The sequence below is a fragment of the Pedobacter sp. Hv1 genome (genome assembly GCF_001412215.1).
Taxonomy (GTDB): Bacteria; Bacteroidota; Bacteroidia; order Sphingobacteriales; family Sphingobacteriaceae; genus Pedobacter.
The window spans coordinates 20,902-45,959 of record NZ_LLWP01000012.1 but is presented as its reverse complement, the minus strand read 5'-3'; the positions used below and the strand labels follow the sequence as shown (position 1 = coordinate 45,959).

At 37.7% G+C, this 25,058-nt stretch carries 15 protein-coding genes; 4 read left to right on the top strand and 11 right to left on the bottom strand.

What is annotated here, in order from left to right; genetic code table 11:
• Positions 1-2: 2 nt before the first annotated feature.
• On the bottom strand, positions 3-2,114 hold the full coding sequence (locus tag AQF98_RS20350; protein ID WP_082435205.1) for an AAA family ATPase: 2,112 nt from the start codon (positions 2,112-2,114) through the stop codon (positions 3-5).
• 250 nt (positions 2,115-2,364) lie between these two features.
• Here AQF98_RS20350 and AQF98_RS20345 point away from each other — a divergent pair, with 250 nt between their 5' ends.
• Both AQF98_RS20345 and AQF98_RS20340 read left to right on the top strand, forming a co-directional pair.
• Positions 2,365-2,802: a DUF1896 domain-containing protein gene (locus AQF98_RS20345; protein WP_055133810.1), complete on the top strand. Its 438-nt coding sequence runs from the start codon at positions 2,365-2,367 to the stop codon at positions 2,800-2,802.
• Positions 2,789-8,212 carry an N-6 DNA methylase gene (locus tag AQF98_RS20340; protein WP_055133809.1) on the top strand — a complete coding sequence of 1,808 codons (5,424 nt, stop codon included), beginning with the start codon at positions 2,789-2,791 and terminating at the stop codon, positions 8,210-8,212. The genes AQF98_RS20345 and AQF98_RS20340 overlap by 14 nt, the downstream gene beginning before the upstream one ends.
• A gap of 6 nt (positions 8,213-8,218) precedes the next feature.
• Here the strand turns inward: AQF98_RS20340 and AQF98_RS20335 are convergent, their stop codons facing one another.
• The 4 genes from AQF98_RS20335 to AQF98_RS20320 all read right to left on the bottom strand — a co-directional run bounded on the left by AQF98_RS20335 (position 8,219) and on the right by AQF98_RS20320 (position 14,051).
• Positions 8,219-9,049: an RteC domain-containing protein gene (locus AQF98_RS20335; protein ID WP_034867794.1), complete on the bottom strand. Its 831-nt coding sequence runs from the start codon at positions 9,047-9,049 to the stop codon at positions 8,219-8,221.
• Positions 9,050-9,450: 401 nt separating this feature from the next.
• Entirely contained in the window at positions 9,451-11,913 is a 2,463-nt protein-coding gene (locus tag AQF98_RS20330) for a TonB-dependent receptor domain-containing protein (protein WP_051890786.1), read from the bottom strand.
• Positions 11,914-12,253: 340 nt separating this feature from the next.
• Positions 12,254-12,988, bottom strand: a complete 735-nt coding sequence (locus AQF98_RS20325) for a LytTR family DNA-binding domain-containing protein (protein WP_034751541.1) — start codon at positions 12,986-12,988, stop codon at positions 12,254-12,256.
• Positions 12,978-14,051 (bottom strand): sensor histidine kinase, encoded by a 1,074-nt coding sequence (locus AQF98_RS20320; protein WP_034751539.1) that lies wholly within the window; start codon positions 14,049-14,051, stop codon positions 12,978-12,980. Before AQF98_RS20320 ends, AQF98_RS20325 begins: the two co-directional genes overlap by 11 nt.
• Positions 14,052-14,263: 212 nt before the next feature.
• Here AQF98_RS20320 and AQF98_RS20315 point away from each other — a divergent pair, with 212 nt between their 5' ends.
• Both AQF98_RS20315 and AQF98_RS20310 read left to right on the top strand, forming a co-directional pair.
• Entirely contained in the window at positions 14,264-16,708 is a 2,445-nt protein-coding gene (locus tag AQF98_RS20315; RefSeq protein WP_082435204.1) for a TonB-dependent receptor, read from the top strand.
• Between the two features lie 30 nt (positions 16,709-16,738).
• Positions 16,739-17,194: a DUF420 domain-containing protein gene (locus AQF98_RS20310; RefSeq protein WP_055133808.1), complete on the top strand. Its 456-nt coding sequence runs from the start codon at positions 16,739-16,741 to the stop codon at positions 17,192-17,194.
• A 204-nt stretch (positions 17,195-17,398) separates the two neighbouring features.
• Here the strand turns inward: AQF98_RS20310 and ilvA are convergent, their stop codons facing one another.
• Genes ilvA through AQF98_RS20280 form a run of 6 tightly spaced genes read right to left on the bottom strand, consistent with a single transcriptional unit; the run spans position 17,399 to position 24,525 of the window.
• The gene (gene ilvA / locus AQF98_RS20305; protein ID WP_055133807.1) at positions 17,399-18,643 is read right to left on the bottom strand and encodes a threonine ammonia-lyase IlvA; all 1,245 of its coding nucleotides are present in this window, start codon (positions 18,641-18,643) and stop codon (positions 17,399-17,401) included.
• On the bottom strand, positions 18,640-19,686 hold the full coding sequence (gene ilvC / locus AQF98_RS20300; RefSeq protein WP_034751526.1) for a ketol-acid reductoisomerase: 1,047 nt from the start codon (positions 19,684-19,686) through the stop codon (positions 18,640-18,642). The genes ilvA and ilvC overlap by 4 nt, the downstream gene beginning before the upstream one ends.
• Before the next feature lie 20 nt (positions 19,687-19,706).
• The gene (gene ilvN, locus AQF98_RS20295) at positions 19,707-20,237 is read right to left on the bottom strand and encodes an acetolactate synthase small subunit (protein WP_094772680.1); all 531 of its coding nucleotides are present in this window, start codon (positions 20,235-20,237) and stop codon (positions 19,707-19,709) included.
• Positions 20,238-20,253: 16 nt separating this feature from the next.
• Positions 20,254-21,954, bottom strand: coding sequence for a biosynthetic-type acetolactate synthase large subunit (gene ilvB, locus AQF98_RS20290; RefSeq protein ID WP_034751523.1), 1,701 nt, complete (start codon positions 21,952-21,954; stop codon positions 20,254-20,256).
• A 7-nt stretch (positions 21,955-21,961) separates the two neighbouring features.
• Complete coding sequence (gene ilvD / locus AQF98_RS20285; RefSeq protein WP_055133806.1) at positions 21,962-23,638, bottom strand: dihydroxy-acid dehydratase; 1,677 nt, start codon at positions 23,636-23,638, stop codon at positions 21,962-21,964.
• Positions 23,638-24,525 carry a branched-chain amino acid transaminase gene (locus AQF98_RS20280; RefSeq protein WP_034751611.1) on the bottom strand — a complete coding sequence of 296 codons (888 nt, stop codon included), beginning with the start codon at positions 24,523-24,525 and terminating at the stop codon, positions 23,638-23,640. The genes ilvD and AQF98_RS20280 overlap by 1 nt, the downstream gene beginning before the upstream one ends.
• Positions 24,526-25,058 lie beyond the last annotated feature (533 nt).

Here is a 25,058-nt window from a genome sequence, read left to right as displayed (position 1 = left end):
TTTTATTTCAATGTTTCTTTAAATCTATTCAAAGCTTCATCTAACTTGTTGTCTAATTCACTTTCTGCAAATACAGCTCTTAAATATTCTTTCAATGTAGGACGTAGATACAAGTTGAATAAAACTTCTACATTATTTGGTGTAATTTCTTTGCGTTTAGAAATATCACTAATCTTCATGAAAAATGAATGACCAAATTCATAAGATTTACCCAATCCCAATTCATTAGAAATATAATTGTTCAACTTTTCACAAGATTTTACATACTGACCAATATTGCTAAATTCCTCTTTGCCTCTAAAACGTGCTTCTTCTTCAATTACTTCGTAATCGCAATCTTTTCTTATCCACTTAAATCTTCTGCGAAGTGCTAAGTCAAAAGCATCAATGCTTTTGTCAACATCATTCATCATTCCGATGAAAAACACATTTTCAGGGACACCAAATTTTACTTCATTGTTGTCAATGAAATAAGCTAAATGTTTATATTTTTCTTTGTCCTCTTTAATCAAGGCTTCAATAAGAGTTGAGTATTGGGTTCTAAGTAAATTCTTGTTGCTTTTGTTATTGTGTCGGTAATCCTTTTCCAAAAGTGATAAGGTCTCCCCGAAGACAGCTGAAAGATTGGCTCTGTTGATTTCGTCCACTACAAAATAAAAAGCTTTTCCGGGTGTGTTTTTTGCTTTGATACAAAAGTTTTTAAAAACTCCATTTATTAATTCAAAACGAATGTTGCCATCTTTTGAAACTCCTTTAGGTTTTATACCTTCAATAAAATCTTCGTAAGTAAATGACGGGTGAAATTGTAATACTTCGTATCGTGAACTATCACCTTGACAAACAAAATCCAAACTATTGACTACTGAATATGTTTTACCAGTTCCTGGTGGTCCATACATTATAACGTTTGGATTGTTTGAGTCCGCAATAGCTTTTGAGTTTCCATAACGCCACAAGAAGCGAGAAAGCAAAATAAGTTCTCCTTTGTCTTGTTCGTTTACATCTAATAGTTTTTTAGCTATAATACAAACATGATGATTTTTGGTAAAAACTCCTTCGGCATCACTATCAATAAATTCGTTGCATAATTCGTCCAACCATTGTGTAGAGTATATGTATAGGAAGTCCGATAAATTGTCCAATACAGCCAATTTCATCAAAATCTGTTTAGCACTATAACCTGTTTCTTCTGCCAAACGTATTTTTTCTAATGGATCAGGTGTCAAAACAATGCTTCTTAATAAATTCTTGATGTGGTCGTTAAAGTAAGTTTCTGCTTCTTGTCGAGAGGCATTCTGCTTTTTTTGACTTTTGATAAAATACGTTTGATTGTCATTATTAAGTTTTACCTCGAAATTTTCTGCATTGCCAGGTTTGGAAGAGCCTAGAACAATTCGAGTTGTCCGCTCTAAGAAATTACATAAATAACCTCCTGGCATGGTTGCTGTGGGACTGCCTAATGTATTAGTATAATCGTCTAGACTCAATGTATCATTTGTAATTTTATCCTTGTATTGATTCCATTGAACAATTAAGTTATCAATCTCTTGATTATTGAATTTCTTATCTTCCTCTTTGATTTCGTTTTTAAATCTGCTCCAAAGTGCTTTGATTTGAGTTTGTCTCTCGTCTGATAATTTTATGTTGTCCATAAGTTGTTTGATAATTTGTTTATCCAATTCCGCAGTTAATAGTTTTACAATTCTATTGTCTGCTTCAACTTCATGAGGTTTTAAATGATAAAGTGTTGCAGGTTGTTTTGATTCACCCCAAGTGCTGTCATTGAAATCAAGTCCTAATTCGTCAAGACGTTCTTTCGGAATTGTAAATTTTAATTTTCGGTTTTGTGCGGTGTCAGGAGTTCCATCCACATATTCATATTTTGTTTCTGAATCCACAAAGCCGCACAAGAATAATTTTTTATTTGAATTCTGTCCTTGCGCAATAAGTATGACATCGCCAATACGAATTTCATTTTTGAACATTTGTCCAAAGCGATGAGTGTCATCGTATCCTATAAATGCTCGGTTTAAATTTTGTATAGAGTTTTTCCAGTCTATTTCATCTGAGCCATTCATAACATTTGGGGATAATACCCAATACTTTCTCTTCATTCGGATTTAATTTCTGTTGGTCGTGTTGTTGGTTCTATTATTGTTTCTAACTCTCTTTATTAGGAGAATACGCATTTTCTATAACATCCACTACAAATTTATTTCCGCAAAAATACAAATTAAACCCGTCGCTATTAACTTGTTCCACGCCAAATTACGCCTCTCAAAGCCAAACCCTGCCACTTCTACAAACGTCTTTCCTTCCTTCTCTAATTTTGGATTTTAAGTAAAATCATAAACGAAATATAGTATGGATACACAGCAAAAAGACCTTTCGTATTTTAAGTTACGACTACAGGAGTTACTCAATACAAGCTTTCCTGAAAAAGCTTTTGATACAAAATTTATAGACCAGCGTTCCTCGTGGGCTGCCAATGCTTACGAAGGTACTTTTCAATCAGGAAACTCCATTGAACAATGTAATGAAATAGCCAATTACATACTTTTTGAGGGCTTGCACTTCTCGAAGTTTGATACTGTATTTAAAGTGGTTTGTAATGAGTTCGACACCATCATGGTAGATGAAGAACTGCGACCGTTCGCCCTGAAAATGTTTCCTATTTGTGAACCCGTTTTCACCAAGTACCAACTAACCGATGATTTTGCATACGGTTATGAGTTTGACGTACTCTATACCGAAATAACCGGAACCGTCGCAATATGGATTGAGGAGAATGGGCTTCAGTAAAAAGCAACATCTCCAACAGAACATTGATGCCCTGCGAATTGCTTTTAAACTAGAAAAGGAGAACCGAAAAGCCACCGTAGGTGAAAGACTGCTAATGATGCAATACAGCGGATTTGGCGGTCTTAAGTTCGTGCTGAACCCCGTAGAAAACGAAATAGACATCAATCATTGGAGAAAAACAGAACACGACCTTTTTCCATTCACACAGGAACTTCATCAATTACTCAAAGAAAATTCAGAAGACGAAAAACAATACCGCAGGTATGTGGACAGTATGAAAAGTTCCGTACTGACGGCTTTTTATACACCGCCAAAGGTTATAGATGCCATTTCATCCGCTTTGCGGAATAATGGTCTGTACATTGATAAATTCCTCGAACCATCGGCAGGTATTGGATCATTTATACAGTCTTTTTCAGAAAATCAAAAAGCCAGTATTACGGCTTTTGAAAAGGATTTGTTGACAGGCAAGATTTTAAAACAGCTTTATCCCGAAAGCAACATTCGTGTAGGCGGTTTTGAAGAAATTGCCGAAAAGGAACAAAATAGCTATGATGTAATCGCCAGCAATATACCGTTTGGCGATACTTCTGTATTTGACCTTTCCTATTCCCGAAGCAAGGACAGTGCAAAAGTGCAGGCTTCCCGAAGCATTCATAACTATTTTTTTTTGAAAGGAAATGATATGCTCCGTGAGGGTGGTTTACAGGTTTTTATTACCTCGCAAGGCGTTTTAAACAGCCCAAAGAATGAGCCGATACGCAGGGCATTAATGGAGAACAACAATTTAGTATCGGTTGTCCGATTGCCCAACAACCTGTTTACGAAATATGCAGGTACAGAGGTCGGAAGCGACTTGATTATCCTGCAAAAGAATACGGCTAAACAAAACCTTACCGAAGTCGAAAAACTATTTTGTCAAAGCAAACAAACGGAATACAATACACCTGGCAATGCTTTCTTTCAGGACAGCACAAGGATTGTGTATACCGACCGGAAATTAGATACCGACCTTTATGGACAACCCGCCTTAATCTATATACATAAAGGCGGCGTTGAGGGAATTGCCAATGATCTCAAACAAGTGCTTTCCAAAGATTTTGGCAAGCACTTGAATTTGAATTTATACAGAGGCGAACGAAATAATGAGCCTGATATACCAACACCAAACGTTACACCTCCGCCGATTATCGAACCTGTAACCATTCATCAAAAATCACAACCAATACCCACATCTGTAATTCATCGGGAAAGCCCGAAGGAATTAAAGCAACTAAGCATTTTTGACCTGTTTGAAAGTGTTGACGAGCCTGTAATGGTTGCTGCTCCGCCGAAAAGAACGACACAATCCCAAAGGCAAAGCATTAAAACAAACCGCCGTGCAATGGGTCGCCAGCCCGACCTGTTCAGTAGTAGTGTAATACAGCAGCCCGATACACCTCCTATTACCAATAGAGCTATCAATGGAAATACATCAGCCAATGGCAAAAAACAGGAAGCTGTCGGCGACCTGTTTTCGGGTATCAACGGAAACGGACAAGCTGAAAAGCCAAGCATAACTAACGTTGTTCCCGAACCCGCTCTGTATAGCGGCGAACTGCAATCGTTCCACCGTAGCGATTGTCTTGTGGTGGATAAAGGTTGGGTTGGTCATCTGCAAGATGTAGATACGGAAGACGGTAAGGCTGTATTCCACCCTTTAGCTTTACCGACCTTACAGAAAGCAAGAGCCGAAGCATATATCGGGGTGCGTGATGTTTACCAAGAGCTTTATACTAAAGAAGCAAAATTTCAAACTGAATACAAAGAAGAAAGGGAAAATCTTAACTGCCTTTACGATGCCTTTGTCAAAAGGTACGGAAACCTCAACAGTGCAGATAATATCAAACTCATCAAAACAGACAGTTCCGGTAAGGAAATCCATTATTTGGAGCGTGTTGTTGGTGGCGTGGTACACAAAGCGGATATATTCAGCCGACCTGTTAGTTTTTCTACGGTAAGCATTGCAACGGACAATCCCGAAGAAGCGTTAGCTGCTTCATTAAACAAATACGGCAGCGTGGATTTGAGCTATATGTCTGAAATCAGCGGTATGACCGATGATGCGTTGAAAGAAGCCTTACATGGTCGTATTTACTACAATCCGCTACAAAAGGAATATGAAATATCCGAACGCTGGATTGCAGGAAACGTAGTTGAGAAAGCCCAAAACTTAAGAACCTACATAGGAAATAATCCTGATGATACCGATGCCAAAGCAAGTCTTACCATTTTGGAAGAAGCCCGTCCAAGACGTATCGAATTTGAAGAACTCGATTTTAACCTCGGCGAACGCTGGATACCCACAGGCATTTATGCCCGATTTGCTTCACATCTTTTCGATACAGATGTACGCATCCATTATGCTGAAAGCAGTGATGATTTCAATATAAAATGTGATCAAAAAAATGTGCATATATGGGATAAATATGCTGTTAAAGCCGAAAGTCGAACGTTTGACGGAATTGCTCTTCTCAAACATGCATTCGTAAATACCACTCCTGATATTACTAAAAAAATCTTTATTGATGATAAGGAGGTCAAGGTACGGGATATGGAAGCCATACAAATGGCGAATACCAAGATTGACGAAATCCGTACCGCATTTACAGAATGGTTACATGCACAAAGCGATGAGTTCAAAACAAGGATGACCGATCAATACAATGATACGTTTAACTGTTTCGTTCGACCGAACTATAACGGAACGCATCAGGACTTTCCGGGCTTAGACCGTAAGGCACTCGGTATTGAAGATTTGTATTCAAGCCAAAAGGACACCGTTTGGATGATAAAGCTGAACAATGGTGCTATCTGCGACCACGAAGTAGGTGCAGGAAAAACATTGGTAATGTGTACAGCGGCGCAAGAAATGAAGCGTTTAGGATTAGCTCATAAGCCGGTGATTATCGGGCTGAAAAGTAATGTTCACGAAATTGCCGAAGCATACCGCACTGCCTATCCACACGCAAAAATCCTGTTTCCTGGTAAGGAAGATTTTACGCCTCAAAAGCGTTTGCGAATTTTCGGCGATATTAAAAACAACGAATGGGATTGCGTAATCCTCACACACGACCAATTCGGAATGATACCACAATCGCCCGAAATTCAAAAAGAGATACTAGAAATAGAATTGGACAGCGTAGAACGTAACCTCGATGCCCTGCAATCACAAGGCAAAGAAGTTACCAGAGGAATGCTTGCCGGAGTAATCAAACGGAAAGAAAACCTCGCAGTAAAGCTCAAAACCCTGCAACATGATATTGAGAACCGCAAAGATGATGTGGTGGATTTCAAGATGATGGGCATTGACCATTTGTTTGTGGACGAAAGCCACCAATTCAAAAACCTAATGTTTAACACAAGGCATACAAGGGTTGCTGGATTGGGTAATGTGGACGGAAGTCAAAAGGCATTGAACTTGCTCTTTGCTATCCGTACCATTCAGGAGCGCACCAATGCGGATATGGGAGCAACCTTTCTTTCGGGTACAACGATTAGTAATTCATTAACGGAACTGTACCTGCTGTTTAAATACCTGCGACCACGAGCAATGGAAAAACAAGGTATTCACTCTTTTGATGCGTGGGCAGCTATCTACGCAAGGAAAACAACCGACTATGAATTCTCAGTTGCCAATAATATTGTGGCGAAAGAACGGTTCCGTTACTTTATCAAAGTACCGGAACTGGCGCAGTTCTACTCGGAGATTACGGATTACCGAACGGCAAAAGATATAGGTATTGACCGTCCAAATAAGAACGAGGTTTTATATAATATACCGCCTACGCCAGACCAATCGGTATTTATCCAAAAGTTGATGGACTTTGCCAAAACAGGAAATGCAGAACTGTTGGGCAGACCTCCATTAAGTCAAAGTGAGGAAAAAGCAAAAATGCTCATCGCTACAGATTATGCTCGTAAGATGTCGCTGGATATGCGTATGGTTAGCGGTAGGTATGATGACCATCCCGATAGCAAAGTTTCACACTGTGCAGCAAACATTGCCAAGTATTACAACCAATACAATGCACAAAAAGGAACACAGTTTGTTTTTTCCGATTTGGGAACCTATAAACCAGGCGAATGGAATGTGTACTCCGAAATTAAACGCAAGCTTGTGGAAGACCACGGCATACCCACACATGAAGTCCGTTTTATACAAGAAGCGAAAAATGATAAGCAACGCAGGGAGCTTATCAAAGGTATGAACGAGGGAAAAATCCGTGTGCTGTTCGGTTCAACAAGTATGTTGGGCACAGGCGTAAATGCACAAAAAAGAGCCGTTGCTGTTCATCACCTTGATACGCCGTGGCGACCAAGCGACCTTGCCCAACGTGACGGCAGGGCTGTCCGAAAAGGTAATGAGATTGCCAAGTTCTTTGCTGATAACAAAGTGGATGTAGTCATCTATGCCGTAGAAAAATCACTGGACAGCTATAAGTTTAACCTGCTGTATAATAAGCAACTTTTTATAGACCAATTAAAAAAAAACAACCTCGGCAAACGAACGATTGACGAAGGCAGTATGGACGAAAAGTCGGGAATGAATTTTTCGGAATACGTAGCAATCTTATCAGGAAATACAGATCTGTTAGATAAAGCCAAGTTAGAAAAACAGATTGCAGGATTGGAAAGCGAAAAACAAGCGTTCAACCGTTCTAAATCCAGTGCCAAATATAAACTGCAAGATTTTACGGAATTGCTGGATAGTACACAATCACGTTTAAACCGGATGAACCTTGATTGGGGAAACTTACAGCAACGCATACAAAAACGTTCGGACGGTACAATTGCAAATCCTGTACAATTGGACGGCTTACCTCCCAATGCAGATGTAAAACAAATTGGCGCAAAGCTTAACCAGATTGCGGATAAAGCCCGCACCGGAGGTCAATATGAAGAAATGGGAAGCTTATATGGTTTTACACTCTTGGTCAAAACCGAAATATCAGAAAAAGAAGGTGTTGATATTCGAGCCAACCGCTTCTTGGTTCAGGGAGAAGGCAATATAAAATATACCTACAACAATGGTTTGATTGCTAAAGATGAAAAGCTGGCGGCTATGAACTTCCTTAACGCACTGGAGAAATTGCCTGGCTATATTGAGCAGGAGCAAAAGAAAATTGCAGAGATACAAAAAGACTTGCCTATTCTTCAGGAAGTGGTAAACGGTATGTGGACTAAGGAAGGTCGATTGAGCCAGCTTAAAACGGATCTGGCAGCCGTAGAACGAAAGATACAGCTATCTATTAAGCCCGAAACTAAAGAAGAACCTTTGGAGCAAGCGGAAAAGCAGAAAGAAACCCCAAAGGTTCAGGAAAGCATTACAACGACAAAAAGTAATTTTTTACCAAGAAGTGTACTATGAGGAGGTTCATTCTTCTTCTTCTTCTTTCTCATCCATTTTCTTGATTATCGCATCACGCAGATTGTCAAGGAATTTGGTTCTGTTTATTTTGCGAGATTTAAGTTCCATAAATGTATGGTAAAAATCGCCTAAGTCAATATTAAAGATATTTTCAAATGTTTTGGCGATAAGTCTGATATCAACGTTTCCATCATCAAATACGCCTTGTGAGTGCAGGGCGTAAATCAGTTCTATCAATGCTGTTTTGCTCCCTGTCCAATTTAGAGAAGAACTATCAGATACCTTTTTATGATTGATATTATTTAGCTGGTCTTCGAGATAGACTTGTATTAGATCATAAGCAATTATTTTGGCGACCTTATAGTCGTGTGATGTAGAAAAACGATGGTCTACCTCAAAATAAAAAGTATCTAAACTTAGTTTTATATCGTATTTGCCTCGTATAAATAGTTTATCATCTATAAAAGTGTTATTGGTACGATAGTATTTATAGAATTCAAGATTATTATCAAAAAACTTTTTGAGCCTATTTAATTCTTCATTAAGAAATTTCTTAATTTGTTTTGCTCCATAAGGTTTTTTGGTTTCTATTTTATAAATGGTGTTATAAAAAATGAGCTTTGAAACAATCGCAGGTTTCTGATGTTTGAAAAAATGAATTTCTTCGGCTATATTCTTAAATCCTTTTTTTAGGACATACTCTTTTAAATCAGACAGATTTTGAACGATTAGTTTTATAATGGTTTCTATCTTTTGTATAGAGCAATCGGCATCACTCTCTAATTCCAGGATTGTTGTTTCCAATTTGTGGATCGATTTATTGAAATAATTTTCCATTCAGTTTCTGTTAAATTTTGATGAGAGATACACATACAAAAAGAGTATTTAATTTAACAATGCTAAAGCGTTTATTTCGAAGCCTATCCAAATAGCAACTTTATTCCGATGATTTGTTCGTCCCTCTTTAGCCTGTTTAGGTTCGTTTCATAAATTTGTTTGAATTTCAAAATAATTTATATTGCCCTTTCAGATTTTACGACAAAGCACATTTAAAAACGGTATCCGACTGGATTAACTGAATTTTAACCTAGGAAGAAAAATTTACTTTCCTTCCTAGGTGTGGTAATCATATGAGAAGTATGAGGGAACTCAATTTTTCAATGTTACTTTTATATAACAGGTATTAATTGAGTTTTCAGTCCGCAGTTTTCTGTTAATTCATAGAACAAGAAAATAATTTATCTTCCGTTATTCATTTGAGTACCCTGATTGGATTCTTCCTGTTTCTGATCATCATTTTTAATACCTCTTTCTTTGCGGGTCTTATTTTTGGAATCTGTCTTACCAAAATTGTAACTAAAGGTTAGCCCAAAAGAACGGAACGGGAGCTTCATATTGCTTTTTTGTGTATAGTCTGGTGTTAACACTTCCGTTTTAAAATGTTTGTTTTCAGTAAAAGGATCCGTTATATTCAATCCTATACTGGCTTTTTTATCCATAATTTCTTTTTTCAGGCCAATGGTCCACATACTGAACGAAGGTGAGGTTCCTTGGAAAGTACGCCTTGGGGAATTTACCATTAGAAACGTTTCTGCAGTAAATCCATCTCCTATTTTATAACTACCATTTATAAACGCTCGGTACATAAAATGGATTTTATCGGTTTCGGTGCTGATTCCGGTGTTAAACGGATTGCCTTTTGCTTCATAAGTAAACAAGCTGATATTACTTCTCAATGTTAAGTTTTTTATAGGTGAAAAAGAGAAAAACAGATTAGTTCCGAACGATTCACTCGTTCCGATATTGTCAAATGTGGTTAACGAAATATTTTGCCCTGGAGTTGTTGTATTGTCTATTTCGTTTACGCTTTCAATAACATCATTTGTTTTGCGGTAAAAAACAGCTACGTTGATCATCGAACGTTTTATAAAAGTAGAATAGCCTAGCTCAATATTATGTGAGAGTTCGGGTTTTAACTCCGGATTTCCCTGTTGCTGAACAATAGGATCGGCTGTATTTCTAAAAGGGTTTAAAAAAGACAAGCTTGGTCTTTGAATGCGTTGGTTGTAACTTAATTTTAAACTTGATGATTTGCCTAATTTTCTCGACACAACAGCACTTGGTAATACATTAGTATAATTATTACTAAAGGCATTGATGTCACCTACCGATTCTCCATCTAACTGGGTATGTTCTATCCGTATTCCGGCTTTCACTTGATAATGTTTGGCAAAATCAAAACCATAGGTCATATAACCTGCTACCACATCCTGGCTATAATCAAACTCATAAGAGCGATTATCAACCAGTTGGTATTCTCCATTGAAATCCTCTTTTAATAAAGACTTGCTGGTAATATCCCTCAAAATGCTTTTTGCACCTAACTCGAGAGTCGTTTTGCCAATTGGCTGTACATAATCTACCTGAAAAGTTAACTCGTCATTTTTACTCCTATTTTCTCCCTTTTCATTCAGGCGTGTACCTTGTTCAAAAAGAGTCAGATAATCTGTATTGTTATTATTTCTCGAATATTGACCTGAAAGCGTTAATTCTTGTTTAGGTTTTGCAAATTTCCGAGTATAATCTGCTGACCAATCAAAACCATTAAACGCAGATTCTTGATCGCGGTTTGATAGTAAAGTAGAAACTGTATTGTTTGGTGAGAAATATTGTGAAGTAGTATTTCCATCCATATTCATTCCAAATGTATTAGCAGAAATAGTTGTTGTAAACAGGTCTTTGTCTGTTAGATCATAATCTATTCCCAAAGATCCACGTAGTCCGGTACGAGTGGTTCTGTTTTCTCCCAGCTGTTTCAAAGTCGGTTCTCCAGAAGCTGTGTATTGTTCAAACTCATTGGTAATTGTTTGAGGCCACATTAAATTTCCTCCTAAATTAGCGACTATGCCAATTTTCCCTTTTTTCACGTTTAAGCTTGCATTCCCATTATTATGTCTGGTGCCGATTCCTCCCGAAACAGAGCCGTTTACACCAGGGATATCTTTCTTTTTAGTGATGATATTGATAATGCCAGAGGTGCCTTCGGCGTCATATTTTGCAGAGGGGCTCGTAATGACCTCTACACTTTTTATCTGATCTGCCGGAATCATTCTTAGTGCATCACCCATATTATTAGCCATCATACCAGATGGCTTTCCGTTGATCAAGATTCTGACATTTTGATCTCCACGCATCGAAACATTACCATCTATATCCACTGAAAGCATGGGGACTTTACGTAAAACATCTGTCGCATTGCCACCTGCAGAAGTTACGTCACGCTCAGCATTGAAAACCAATCGGTCAATTTTGTTTTCGATTATAGGTCGTTCGCCAGTAATTACAATCTCATCAAGCACGTTTGTGTTGATGCTCATCAATATTGTTCCCAAATTGTTGTCACCAGGCTTTAATGTGTAGTTTGAAAACACTTTTGGAATGTACCCTATAAAACCAATTGTAATATTGTATGTCCCCGGTTCTAAGTTTTCCAAAGAAAATTTTCCTTTCTCATCAGCAATAGTACCGGTTAATTTTTTAGCATCAGTAATCGGATGTACGGAAATGGTGGAATAATAAATTCCTTCTTTACTTATTGAATCTACCACGGTTCCTTTTATTATAGCTTTAGGGCTTTGAGCCCATACACTATGAGTAAGAGTTGTAAATAAAATTAGTGTAATAAATTGTTTTAATTTCATATAGATCTATATTTCGTTTTGCAAACTAAGCCTTTAGGGCATATTGTTTTTTTATGCCACAAACTTCCGAAAGCCTGTGTTCGCTCACAAAAATTATAGACGAAGGAGCCACTTTTGATCGTGAACTAGTATTATACTGCCTTATATAATTTGAGTAGATGAAAAAAAGAGAGGTATCATCCAAAAAAAGGATAATCTGTAAGAACAAAACATTGAAAACTACATTTTTTTCTAACAATTCTGAGTGAAAAATAAATTATTGAGGTAAGTCTGAAACCGACAAATACCTGGCAGTAAATTGATTAATTTCTTTGATTTTTATCTTTAATATAGACTTTGGTTACTTAATCCATAGATCCACAAATTGGTCATATTTATCTTTATAGGTAGCACCTACTGGGATTATTTTATCCCCGATTTTAACGCTGTTTTTTAAAAGTGCATCCACACGGGCAAAAGAAATAATATAGGAACGATGAATTCGGAGAAATCCACTTTTGGTGAGTTTCTCTTCCAACTTTTTTAAGCTCATCAACGAAAGCATAGGTTTAGCACCATTGACCAGATGAATTCTGATATAATCCTTGAGTCCCTCAATATATAAAATACTATTGATTTCCAATCGAATAACCTGTGAATCAACCTTTATAAATATAAATTGTTGGTTATCATATGATACAATATCAGCAGACTCGTTTCCTTGTTCGATTCGTTTTCTTACTTTTGAAATTGAAGTTATAAAATCTTCATAATCAAACGGTTTAAGTACGTAGTCAATAGCATCCACGCGATATCCTTCTAATGCAAATTCACTATAAGCTGTCGTAAAGATGATAAACGGTTTATGCTTACTGGCATCTGCTGCCAAAACCCTTGCAAGTTCCATACCGGTAAGATCTGCCATTTGAATGTCGAGCAGTAGTAATTGAACAGGATTGGATTGAATATAATTAAGAGCATCGATCGCATTGTCAAATTCAGCAACAAGTTCCAGAAAAGGTGTTTGTCTGACAAAGGAGCTAATCATATTCAATGCTAAGGGCTCGTCATCTACGGTTATACATCTAATTTTCATTTAAATCAATTTTAAGTTGCACCTCAAAGCCATCAACCTTATTTATTGCCAAGGAATACCTGCCAGGATAAATTAGTTCCAGCCGTCTTTCCGTATTCTGTATTCCGATACCATGGTTTTGATCATCATCCAACTTGTTGTCCACGATTTTTTCAAAAACTTTATTCTTTGTATAGAACACCAATGATTGATCTTTTTCTGTAATCCTAATGGTAATCGGACTATGTGTCTGTGTGCTGATGCCATATTTGAATGCGTTTTCTATAAAAGGCAAAAACAGCATCGAAGCAATTTTTTGATCAGGAGAGACGATATCCACCGAAAAATCAATTGAAACCTTCTGGGCAGATCGCATTTTCATCAATTCCAAATAATTGGAAATAAACTCTATTTCTGATGCAATAGTAGAAGATTGATTGGATGTGTTATATAAAACGTGCCGCATTATTTTCCCTAATTTTTTAAGAGCATTTCTAGATTGGTCAACATCTGTATAGGTCAAAGCATTTACCGTGTTGAGACTGTTAAAGAAGAAATGAGGGTTAATTTGTGATTTTAAAAACGAAAGCTCCATTTCTATCTTGTCTTTTTCTACTTGTAGGCGTTTATTCTTCTCATCTTGCCATTTTTTAATCAATATGCCAATAATATTGACACCAAGCACCAATATTTCAATCAAGAAAATATAGAAAAATACGGATAAATTGCCATGTCCCTGTTTTTTTTGGGTATTATGTAACCCAGCTATTTTTCTTATTTCCTCCGAAACATTGAGCAACTCATCCAACTTACTGAGAATTATAATAATCAATACACACGAAAGAAATAAAGTGAGATAGTATTGAAAATATTTTCTTTGGAAGAGTAATTTAGGTGCCAACCATTTTGTATTGAAATAAGTAAGTCCCAGCATCAAAATGAAAAAGAAAAATTGATTGACCCAATAAACAAAAGGCAATGCGATCCCATAAGAATGCGGAATCATAAGAAACAGTAATACTGCTAAGAGGGTTATACCCACTAAGGTTGTAACTGTATTTTGATTTCTTGTTATGATTTTCATAGGATGCTAAATTCCATTTTCTATTAAAAATTTACAAAATTTATCGACAAACTCACTGATTTTATGAGTGAGTATGCTATTTTGTTAAGTGAAGAAACTCCGGATACTTCACGATTCAAAAATACACCTTCATGGTAAAAAATGAAAGATTGGTCTATTAGATTTCTTTCAAAGGTAGAAAAAATCTTCCTTTGCTTTTTAAACAAGACATAATGAAAGAGAATATCAAAGTGCTTATCTATTTAAGTGTATTTTTCTTATTATCAACACCTGCGATTGCTCAAAAAATGGGAAATGTTATCGGTACTGTGGAAGATATGGACACCCACGAGAGACTTATTGGAGTGAGTATTAGCGTTAACGGGACCTCGTTTGCTACGCTTACTGACAGTACGGGAACTTTTAGGCTTAACGTTCCTGTAGGCACCTATACGATTAACGCTTCCTCAGTGGGGTATCAAAAGTTTACACAATACAATATAGAAGTAAGCTCAGGCAATGACAGGATTATGCACTTTGAATTGCAACCGGAAGCGGCACAACTTGAAGGCGTTACAATCACAGTCAATAGAAGTGCTTCTGCAACTGCAACCGATATGATTACTCCTATGTCTGTCCAGAAATTGACATCTCAGGAAATAAAATCAAACCCCGGAGGAAATTTTGATGTTTCAAAAGTGGTACAAACGTTGCCCGGAGTCGGTTTAAGCAATGGTGTAGGTGAGCGGAATGATATTATCATACGTGGTGGTGCACCCAATGAAAACGTTTATTATCTGGATGGTATAGAAATACCAGTTTTAAACCACTTCCAGACACAGGGAAGTTCGGGAGGTGCACAGGGAATTTTGAACGTCTCGTTTATCGAGGATCTCAAACTGACAACATCTGCATTCGATTCGAGATACAGCGATGCATTGTCTTCTACCTTTGTTATCAATCAAAGAAACGGTAACCCCGATCGTTTGTCGGGAAATATTCGTGCAAGTATGACAGAAACCGCATTAACGCTGGAAGGTCCGCTTTCCCCTAAAACAACATTCCTGAGTTCTGTGCGTAAATCCTATTTAGGAATGCTGTTTAAAATGGTAGATCTCCCAATCCGTCCAGACTTTTATGATTTTCAATATAAAGTTAATCACAAATTCAATGATAAGACAACATTAACTGCTATTGGTATTGGAGCCATTGATAAGTTTGGATTTGCACCTACAAAGGAATCTACTCCCGAACACACTTATATTCTCCGTTCAACGCCTTATGTAAACCAATGGACTTATACCATGGGCTTTAATCTTAACAGAAAGATCGAGAATGGCTACATGAACTTCACCTTAAGTAGGAACATGTTCAATACAACATTGGATAAATTTGAAGACGAGAACAAAATTGAACAGAACAGGACTTTATTAATCGAATCAGATGAAGTGGAAAATAAGTTCCGTTTTGATTACAATAAGTTTGTTAACGGTTGGAAGTTTTCAGCTGGTTTGGATGCCCAATACGTAGGTTATAACGGAGATGTATTTAATAAAGTGTCTGCTGAGGTAAAAGATGAAGATGGCAATGTTGTAGCCCCAGAAAGAACCATCCAGTTCAACAGTAAGATCGACTTCTTCAAATATGGATTGTTTGCGCATGCTTCAAAACGTTTTCTGGATGACAGATTACTCTTATCGGGAGGTATCCGTACGGATATGAACAGCATGACCGAGACAGGAAATGATCCCTTGAAGACACTTTCTCCTCGTTTATCCGCTTCTTATCGTCTGAGTGACCAATGGAACTTGAATGCATCTGCTGGTACTTATTTTAAGGCACCTATATATACCGCATTGGGATATAAGGATGAAGCAGGTAATTTCATGAATAAAGATATGGACTATACCCGTTCAACTCATTATGTTCTGGGAACTGAGTTCTTACCAAAGAATTCACTGAGGTTCACATTGGAAGGTTTCTATAAGAGATATAGCGATTACCCTGTGTCTGAAACAACAGGAATTTCATTGGCCAATCAGGGAACTCAGTACGGATCGGTTGGTAGCGAACGCATATTATCGATAGGTATAGGAGAAACGTATGGAATTGAAGCTTTTATGCAGCAAAAGATGACTAAGAACCTTTTCTATCTGCTTAGTTATTCTTATGTAGTTAGTAAATTTTCGGGAGTAGATGGCGTATTAGCTCCTTCATCCTGGGATAACAGACATCTGTTTTCTGCAACTTTAGGGTATAAAATGAAAAATGACTGGGACTTGGGACTGAAGTATCGTTTTGCAGGAGGAAATCCTTATACACCATATGATCTGGCAGCCTCACAACAAAACTATTTGTTGCTCGGCCAGGGAATTCCAGATGCTTCTTTATTGAACCAGAACCGGCTTTCTAATTTCAACCAACTGGACTTCAGGGTGGATAAAAAATTCAATTTTAAAAAGACATCGTTGGGCATTTATTTAGATGTACAGAACTTATTGATGCAGAAAAATGAAACCAACCCAAACTTTACCTTTAAGCGAAATGAAGATAATACTGGCTTTATGACTACCAATGGACTACCAATTGCTCCTGATGGAAGCAATGCCATACCAGTTATCCTTTATAATAAAACTGGACACCCTTTACCTTCACTTGGCGTAATTTTCGAGTTTTAAAAAATATATAATTAAATAAATATCTAAATTATGAACATTACATTTTTCATTATCGTGGGAATGCTTACATTGTCGATATTAGCCCCTTTTATTTCGCTCTATGCGGTATCTTTTATAAAGAAAAGGGACTTTGAAACACACATGAAGATTCAGAAGCGTCTGTTTTGGACTTGCATAATCGCAGTGGTTATTTTAGAGGTGCAAATCAGAGTTTCTGGAGGCTCAGGCAGTCTCGTTTCTAACAGTAAGTATACTGGGACGTTATTCTTTAATAGTTTATTGATTGCACATATCATAGGTGCGGTTATCACCTATATTTTCTGGGGAATTACTGTTTTCAGTGCTAATAAGAATTTGAAAAAGAAAAAAACATTACCAGGAAAATATTCGACAGTACACAAAAAGCTAGGTTACGGAACTATCATAGGTCTATTTTATACTGCTATAACGGCTGCTATTGTTTGTACCATGGCCTTCTTCTTGTGAATTTAATTTCTCATGAGAGAATGCGTAGTCCGTTAATTTTAAAGCAGTACAGGCAGAAACAGATGTTAAGGTCTCTTTTATTTATGCTATCACATTTATCAGGAGCAATATTCTTGTTGCTCATTTGAGAATATTTTTTGAATTTTGAAAAAAGTGACGGAAGTTAAAGGAGTGGAAAGATTTCTATCCACTCCTATTTTAACCCTAGAAAATCAAATGTGTAAACAATTCTTTCTGCTCGTTTAGATGCTGATAATTTATTTTTTTAGTTTTCATTTTTTGTTCCATATTATCTAAATCAGATCTGTATTTTAGCTCTACGCCAACAACAGCCGGACCTTCTTCGCGGTTGTTCTTTTTAGTGAACTGGAAATAAGTAATGTCATCATTTTCTCCTAAGACATCATTTACAAATTCTTTTAATGCTCCTGGTCGTTGTGGAAAGTTGATGATGAAATAATGCTTCAATCCTTCAAACATCAAGGATCGCTCTTTTATTTCTTCCATTCTTGTAATGTCATTGTTGCTGCCACTAACAATGCACACCACATTTTTACCTTTGATTTGGTCTTTATACGAATCCAAGGCTGCAATACTCAATGCACCAGCTGGTTCTACAACAATGGCTTCTTCGTTATATAATTGTAAAATTGTTGTGCAAACTTTCCCTTCAGGCACTAAGACGATGTCATCTAACGAATGTTGGCAGATTTCAAATGTTTTGTCGCCCACCCGTTTTACGGCAGCTCCATCTACAAATTTATCAATGTTCGTCAATGCAGTATTTTTACCGTTTTCCAACGATGTTTTCATAGAGGCTGCTCCTTGTGGTTCTATACCGATAAGGTTAGTTTCAGGACTCAATTGTTTAAAAACCGAAACGACCCCTGCTGCCAAACCGCCACCTCCAATTGGGAAGAATAAAAAATCAATTTTACATTTGCTGTCTTCCACAATTTCCAATCCTACAGTTCCTTGTCCGGAAATAACCAATTCATCATCAAACGGATGAACGAAAACTGCCTTATTCTTCTGGCTGAAAAGAAGGGCTTCGTTGTAGGCATCGTCAAAAGTATCACCTTTCAACACAACCTCTACATTTTCTTTTCCAAAGAGTTTTACCTGCTTTATTTTTTGTGCAGGCGTGGTAATAGGCATATAAATAACGGCTTTTATGTTCAGTTTTCTACACGCAAAAGCCACTCCTTGAGCGTGATTACCCGCACTTGCACATACAACGCCTAGTTTTATATCATTTTCGGAAAGCGAACTTATTTTATGATACGCTCCACGCAATTTGTAGGATCGTACAGGTTGTAAATCTTCCCGTTTCAAATAAACCTGAGCAGCAAATCGCTCGCTCAGGTTTTCGTTTTTCACAAGAGGCGTATGCACAGCCACACCTTTCAGGTTTTCGGCTGCCTCTTGTATTTTTGCTAAATGTATCATTTGGTTTGAGGTCTTAATTTTCGAACTTGCATTCCAGTTTGCCACAACTCACTTTGTTGTATTTCTTTGAGTTCTGCGTTGAGTTTTTCTCTGTAATCTGGCTTGCTGTTGGCTTCGATAACGATGGCTGCTTCTTTACCTGAAAGCACGTCATCATACAGTTCATTAAAAACAGGAGTGGTAGCTTCTCTAAATTTACCTTTCCAATCCAATGCTCCTCGTTGTGCAGTGGTACTGCAATTGGCAAACATCCAATCCATTCCGTTTTCGGCTACCAAAGGCATTAAACTTTGGGTCAATTCTTCTACAGTTTCGTTGAAGGCTTCACTTGGCGAATGTCCTCGCTGACGAAGCACATTATATTGAGCCTCAAAAACACCTGCGATAGCTCCCATCAAAACGCCTCGTTCGCCAGTCAAATCGCTGTATACTTCTTTTTGAAATGTGGTTTCAAACAAATAACCAGAACCGATAGCGATGCCTAATGCCAATGCTTTTTCTTCAGCTTTTCCGGTTGCATTTTGAAAAACGGCATAACTGGAATTTAAACCTTGCCCTTTTAAAAATAATGTTCTTAACGAAGTTCCCGAACCTTTGGGAGCCACCAAAAACACATCTACATCTTTAGGTGGCACGATACCTGTTTTTTCATGAAAAGTAACGCCAAAACCATGTGAAAAATACAGGGCTTTTCCTGTTGTCAAATTTTTTTTCATCGTTTCCCATGCTTGTATTTGCCCTGCATCTGATAATAAATTCATGAGTAAAGTGCCTTTTTCGCAAGCGGTTTCCACTTCGAAAAGAGTTTCATTTTCTACCCAACCATCAGCAAGTGCTTTGTCCCAACTCTTTGTCCCTTTTCGTTGTCCTACAATTACTTTTACGCCATTATCTTTCAAATTTAAGGCTTGTCCCGGACCTTGCACGCCGTATCCAATGACTGCAACAGTTTCGTTTTTTAATATTTCTCTTGCTTTCTCTAATGAAAACTCTTCTCGTGTTACGACATTTTCCATTACGCCGCCAAAATTTAATTGTGCCATTTTATATTGTATTATTTTTTTTAATTGATTTCTAATTCTTTTAAATAAGTACTTAATTCTTTCATTGGTTTGGTAACTGCTACTCTTCCTGAGCGGGCAAATTCCAGAATACCAAAGGGTTTCAATTTCTCAAATAAAACCTGTGTATCTGCTTTGTGCCCTGTTTTTTCAATGACGATAAAATCGGGATCTACGGTGAGAACTTTGGCACTATTTTCTCTAACCACTTGCTCTACATTGTTGGATTTAAGTTCTGTTGTTTTGATTTTATATAACGCAATTTCCTGATGTACTACTTCATTATCTTCGTGTACAAAGGCTTTCAGAACATCAATTAATTTGTCGATTTGCCCAACAACTTTATCTATTTGTTCTCTGTTTGTTCTCAAAACGATAGTGTAACGGTGCACATTTTTAACCTCTGTTTCAGAAGCGGTGATGCTGTCAATATTCAAATGTCGTCTTGTAAATATGATGGTGATGCGGTTGAGCATTCCGATTGTATTTTCCGTAAATATGGATACGGTAAATGTTTTGTTCATTGTTTCCATTTTATCCGTTTTATAATTATTGTAATCTTATTTCAGCTACCGAAGCACCTGTTGGCACCATCGGAAAAACATTATCTTCTCTGGCAACTTTCACTTCCAACAGGTACGCATTTTCTGTGTTTAAAAGTTGGTCTAATGCGTTGTTCAAGTCCTCCTGTCTTTCAACTTTTTGACCTTTGATGTTGTAAGAGGCTGCCAAAGCCACAAAATCAGGACTTTGAATGTCGGTAAACGAATATCTTTTTTCAAAGAACATTTGTTGCCATTGCCTCACCATTCCCAAATAACCATTGTTTAAGATGATGATTTTCACGCCGATATTATTCTGCATCATGGTTCCCAATTCCTGCAAGGTCATTTGAAAACCACCATCTCCAATGATAGCTACGACTTGTTTTTCCGGATTTGCCATTTTTGCTCCAATAGCGGCTGGAAGTGCAAAACCCATCGTTCCCAATCCGCCAGATGTAACATTACTTTTGGTTTGATTATACTGATAGAACTGTGCCGCCATCATTTGGTGCTGTCCCACATCGGTTACAACGATTGCATTGCCCTTGGTTTTTTGAGAAAGTAAATCAATCACCAAATCCATTCTCAGTTCATCTGAAAATTCCTTTTCTCTATTTTCTGAAAGTACCTGTAATTCCTTTTGCTTCGCTTGATGAAATTCATCCAACCAATTTTGATGAGTTTGTTTTTCTACCAAATCTGCTAAAACGGTTAGTGCTTCTTTGGCATCGGCTACAACAGGAGCATCGGCTTTTATGATTTTATTGATTTCGGCAGTGTCTATATCAACATGAACCACTTTTGCTTGTGTTGCATACCGGGAAACATCACCTGTAACACGGTCGTCAAAACGCATTCCCACGGCAAGCAACACATCGCACTCATTGGTTTTTACATTGGGTGCATAATTGCCATGCATGCCTACCATTCCAACAAATAAAGGGTGATGACTTGGAAAAGCTCCTAATCCCAAAAGCGTAGAAGCCACCGGAATACCCGTTTTTTCGGCAAAAGCCAATAATTCTTCTTCTGCATTGGAAAGCATAATTCCTTGTCCGACAATCATCAAAGGTTTTTTTGCCTCATTCAAAAACTTGGTTGCTGCTTGCACTTGATCTACATTCAATTTTGGCTTAGGTTGGTAGCTTCTCACCGATGTACACTTTTCGTAAGAGAAATCCAGTTTTTCAAACTGGGCATCTTTGGTAATATCCACCAAAACCGGCCCCGGACGACCAGACGAGGCGATGTAAAATGCTTTGGCTAAAGTGGGTGCTATATCTGCTGCTTTGGTTACCTGACAATTCCATTTGGTTACCGGCATCGAAATTCCCATGACATCGGTTTCCTGAAAAGCATCAGTTCCCAAGAGATGAGAAGCCACCTGTCCGGTGATGCAAACCAAGGGCGTAGAATCAATCAGGGCATCGGCTAAACCTGTAATTAAATTGGTGGCTCCCGGACCCGAAGTAGCAAATACAACCCCTGTTTTTCCTGAAGTTCTAGCATATCCTTGAGCTGCATGTATAGCACCTTGCTCGTGTCTTGTCAAGATATGATTTACTTCTTCAAGATGATGAAACAAGGCATCATAAATTGGCATGATAGCACCGCCTGGATAACCAAATATCGTTTTTACACCTTCGGCTTTCAGGCTTTGTATCACCGCTTCTGCACCTGTTATTTTTAATTCCGTTGTTTTCATTTTTTAATTATTTATCGGTTACACACCCCAATGAAGCACTCGAAACGCATTGTGCATATTTGTACAAAACCCCTTTATTTGCTTTCAATGGAGGTTGTTTCCATGCTGCTTTTCGTTTTTCCAATTCCTGTTCAGATACTTTTAAATTGATCGTATTATTTTTTGTGTCAATCGCAATCAAATCTCCATCATTTACCAAGGCAATTGTTCCACCTACAAAAGCTTCCGGAGTGATGTGTCCTACCACAAAACCATGCGTTCCACCCGAAAATCTACCGTCGGTAATTAAAGCCACTGAATTTCCCAATCCTGCACCCATAATTGCTGAAGTTGGTTTGAGCATTTCAGGCATTCCCGGTCCGCCTCTTGGTCCGCAATAACGGATTACTACCACATTCCCGGGTTTTACTTCTCCGTTTCGCACACCATCAATCACTGCATATTCATCGTCAAATACTTTGGCTGTTCCTTCAAAATAATCGCCCTCTTTGCCACTTATTTTAGCTACACTTCCCTCGGTAGCTAAATTTCCGTAGAGCATTTGCAGATGTCCATTTGCTTTCACTGGATTTTCCAATGGAAGAAATACTTTCTGACCTTCGGTTAAATCTTCCACAGCTTCCAAATTTTCAACAATTGTTTTTCCTGTAACAGTTAAACAATCTCTATGTAATAAATTGTGTTTCAATAAATATTTCATTACTGCTGGAACACCACCTGCTTCGTGCAAATCTTCCATGAGGTATTTTCCACTTGGTTTTAAATCTGCCAACACTGGAACACGGTTACTTACCTTTTGGAAATCATTCAAAGTCAATTCCAAATCCACCGAATGTGCCATTGCTATCAGGTGCATTACGGCATTGGTAGAGCCGCCCAAAACCGTTACCATGGTCATGGCATTTTCAAAGGCTTTTCGGGTCATGATGTCTTTGGGCTTAATGTCTTTTTCCAACAACACTTTGATGGCTTTTCCTGTATCAAAACATTCCATTTTTTTATTGCTGCTCAACGCAGGATTGGATGAACTGTAAGGTAAACTCATTCCCAAAGCTTCAATAGCCGAAGCCATCGTATTTGCTGTGTACATACCGCCACAAGCACCCGCGCCAGGACAAGCGTTTTTGATTATACCTTTGTAATCTTCATCGGAAATGGTGTTACTGAATTTTTTACCTAAAGCTTCAAAAGCTGAAACGATATTGAGCGATTCTCCTTTCCATTTTCCAGAATGGATCGTTCCGCCATAAACCATGATTGCAGGACGATTTAATCTTCCCATGGCGATGATAGAACCAGGCATATTTTTATCGCAACCTACTACCGCCAATACAGCATCGTACCATTGGGCACTCACCACCGTTTCTATGGAATCGGCGATCACATCTCTGGAAACCAAAGAAAAACGCATACCGTCAGTTCCGTTTGATATACCGTCACTCACACCAATGGTATTAAATATCAATCCTACTAAATCCTCTTGTTGCACACCAGCTTTTACTTCTTTAGCCAAATCGTTGAGGTGCATGTTGCAGGGATTTCCTTCGTAACCCATACTCACAATTCCCACTTGTGCTTTTTGCAAATCGTCTTCGGTTAAACCTATTCCATAAAGCATGGCTTGTGCTGCAGGTTGGGTTTCATCTTGTGTGATGGTTCTACTGTATTTGTTGAGTGTTTTCATTAGTTTAAATTGAGCTGTTTTAAAGGTTCTCGTACCAAAAGTGAATAAGCATCTTGAAGTTTTTTACCTAAGGAATCATTCCAGTTTTTTGGAAATTGATAAGTGTCCACCGATAATATACCCACTACCTCGGCAGCCGTTCCGCAGTAAAAGGCACTATCAGCTTGAAAAAGATCTTCTCTGGTAAATTTTCCTTGATGCAGTTCCAGACCTAATTGTTCGGCTAACTCCAAAACAGTGGCTCTGGTGATGCCCGGAAGGATGTTTCCTAATTGAGGCGTGAATAGTTTTCCGTCTTTTTCAAAGAACAAATTTGCACCCGGACCTTCGGCTAAAAATCCATCGCTATCCAAAAGCAAGGCTTCGTCGAATCCATTGTCTTTTGCTTCGTTGGTTGCCAAAATCGAATTGACATAATGACCGCAGACTTTCGCTTCAATGTGGATGGATTTTGGATGTGGACGGCAATAGGAGGAAACCGTTAATCGTAGTAATTTTTCTCCCAAATACGCTCCCCAGTCCCAAGCGGCAATCATCACCGAAACCCTGGTAGGTTTTGACAAACTCATATTTTGTCCACAATACACCAATGGTCGGATGTAAGCATTTTTTAAATTGTTTTTTTCCAGTAACTCGTAAGTAGCTTGGACTAACTCTTGAACAGTGCAATCGAAAGGGATTTTTACCAATTCGCAGGATTTTTTCAAGCGTTCATAATGTTCTTCGGCTTTAAATACTTTAGTTCCATTTTTGGTTTCATAAGAACGAATACCTTCAAATGCACCGTAGCCATAATGAAGCGTTTGACTGTACAAATCGGTTGTAGATTCGTTAGCCTTTACAAATTTTCCGTCCAAAAAAAGGACTGTTTCGTTGTTTGAATACATATTTATTTTTTTTATTGAGTTGATAATTGATTTTTGGGAATAAAAAAAGCCTTTCCCGAAATGAGAAAGGCTTACAATTTGGCATAAAGCAGCATCTCTCACGGTGGCGAGCTAATAATAATGCTGATAATAATAGTGTTGTTATATGATTTCATTTTGTTCTTTTTAGTTTAATGTCAATAAAAAAAGCCTCCTGATTTCTCGGGAGGCTTTCAAATATATCTTTTAGATTATATCAAAATTATTCCTCCCCGGTATGTGAAATCACACCCGCAATAATAATAGAAGAAATAATAATTGAATTGTACATTTTTTTTCTGTTTTCAAGTGCAAATATAGCTAGTAATTTTTAAACCCACAATTTTTTTATGCTTTTTTTAATGTGAAGTTTCTATGTGCTGGATACGTTGGAAAAAATAGCACATTGTAAGGTGGGTGTTAGTTGATCTGATGTCACTTACAAAATGCGAAGTATTAACAGATTTATTTTTATTTAATTCCATATCTATTTTTATATGTCTTTATGATTCAAA

Bases quoted from the DNA above. Each gene is read 5' to 3' on its own strand.
- AQF98_RS20345 (WP_055133810.1), top strand. From the start codon at position 2,365: ATGGATACACAGCAAAAAGACCTTTCGTATTTTAAGTTACGACTACAG.
- ilvA (WP_055133807.1), bottom strand. From the start codon at position 18,643: ATGATACATTTAGCAAAAATACAAGAGGCAGCCGAAAACCTGAAAGGT.
- AQF98_RS20315 (WP_082435204.1), top strand. From the start codon at position 14,264: ATGAAAGAGAATATCAAAGTGCTTATCTATTTAAGTGTATTTTTCTTA.
- AQF98_RS20340 (WP_055133809.1), top strand. From the start codon at position 2,789: ATGGGCTTCAGTAAAAAGCAACATCTCCAACAGAACATTGATGCCCTG.
- ilvC (WP_034751526.1), bottom strand. From the start codon at position 19,686: ATGGCACAATTAAATTTTGGCGGCGTAATGGAAAATGTCGTAACACGA.
- ilvB (WP_034751523.1), bottom strand. From the start codon at position 21,954: ATGAAAACAACGGAATTAAAAATAACAGGTGCAGAAGCGGTGATACAA.
- AQF98_RS20320 (WP_034751539.1), bottom strand. From the start codon at position 14,051: ATGAAAATCATAACAAGAAATCAAAATACAGTTACAACCTTAGTGGGT.
- AQF98_RS20335 (WP_034867794.1), bottom strand. From the start codon at position 9,049: ATGGAAAATTATTTCAATAAATCGATCCACAAATTGGAAACAACAATC.
- AQF98_RS20325 (WP_034751541.1), bottom strand. From the start codon at position 12,988: ATGAAAATTAGATGTATAACCGTAGATGACGAGCCCTTAGCATTGAAT.
- AQF98_RS20280 (WP_034751611.1), bottom strand. From the start codon at position 24,525: ATGTATTCAAACAACGAAACAGTCCTTTTTTTGGACGGAAAATTTGTA.
- AQF98_RS20310 (WP_055133808.1), top strand. From the start codon at position 16,739: ATGAACATTACATTTTTCATTATCGTGGGAATGCTTACATTGTCGATA.
- AQF98_RS20350 (WP_082435205.1), bottom strand. From the start codon at position 2,114: ATGAAGAGAAAGTATTGGGTATTATCCCCAAATGTTATGAATGGCTCA.
- ilvN (WP_094772680.1), bottom strand. From the start codon at position 20,237: ATGGAAACAATGAACAAAACATTTACCGTATCCATATTTACGGAAAAT.
- AQF98_RS20330 (WP_051890786.1), bottom strand. From the start codon at position 11,913: ATGAAATTAAAACAATTTATTACACTAATTTTATTTACAACTCTTACT.
- ilvD (WP_055133806.1), bottom strand. From the start codon at position 23,638: ATGAAAACACTCAACAAATACAGTAGAACCATCACACAAGATGAAACC.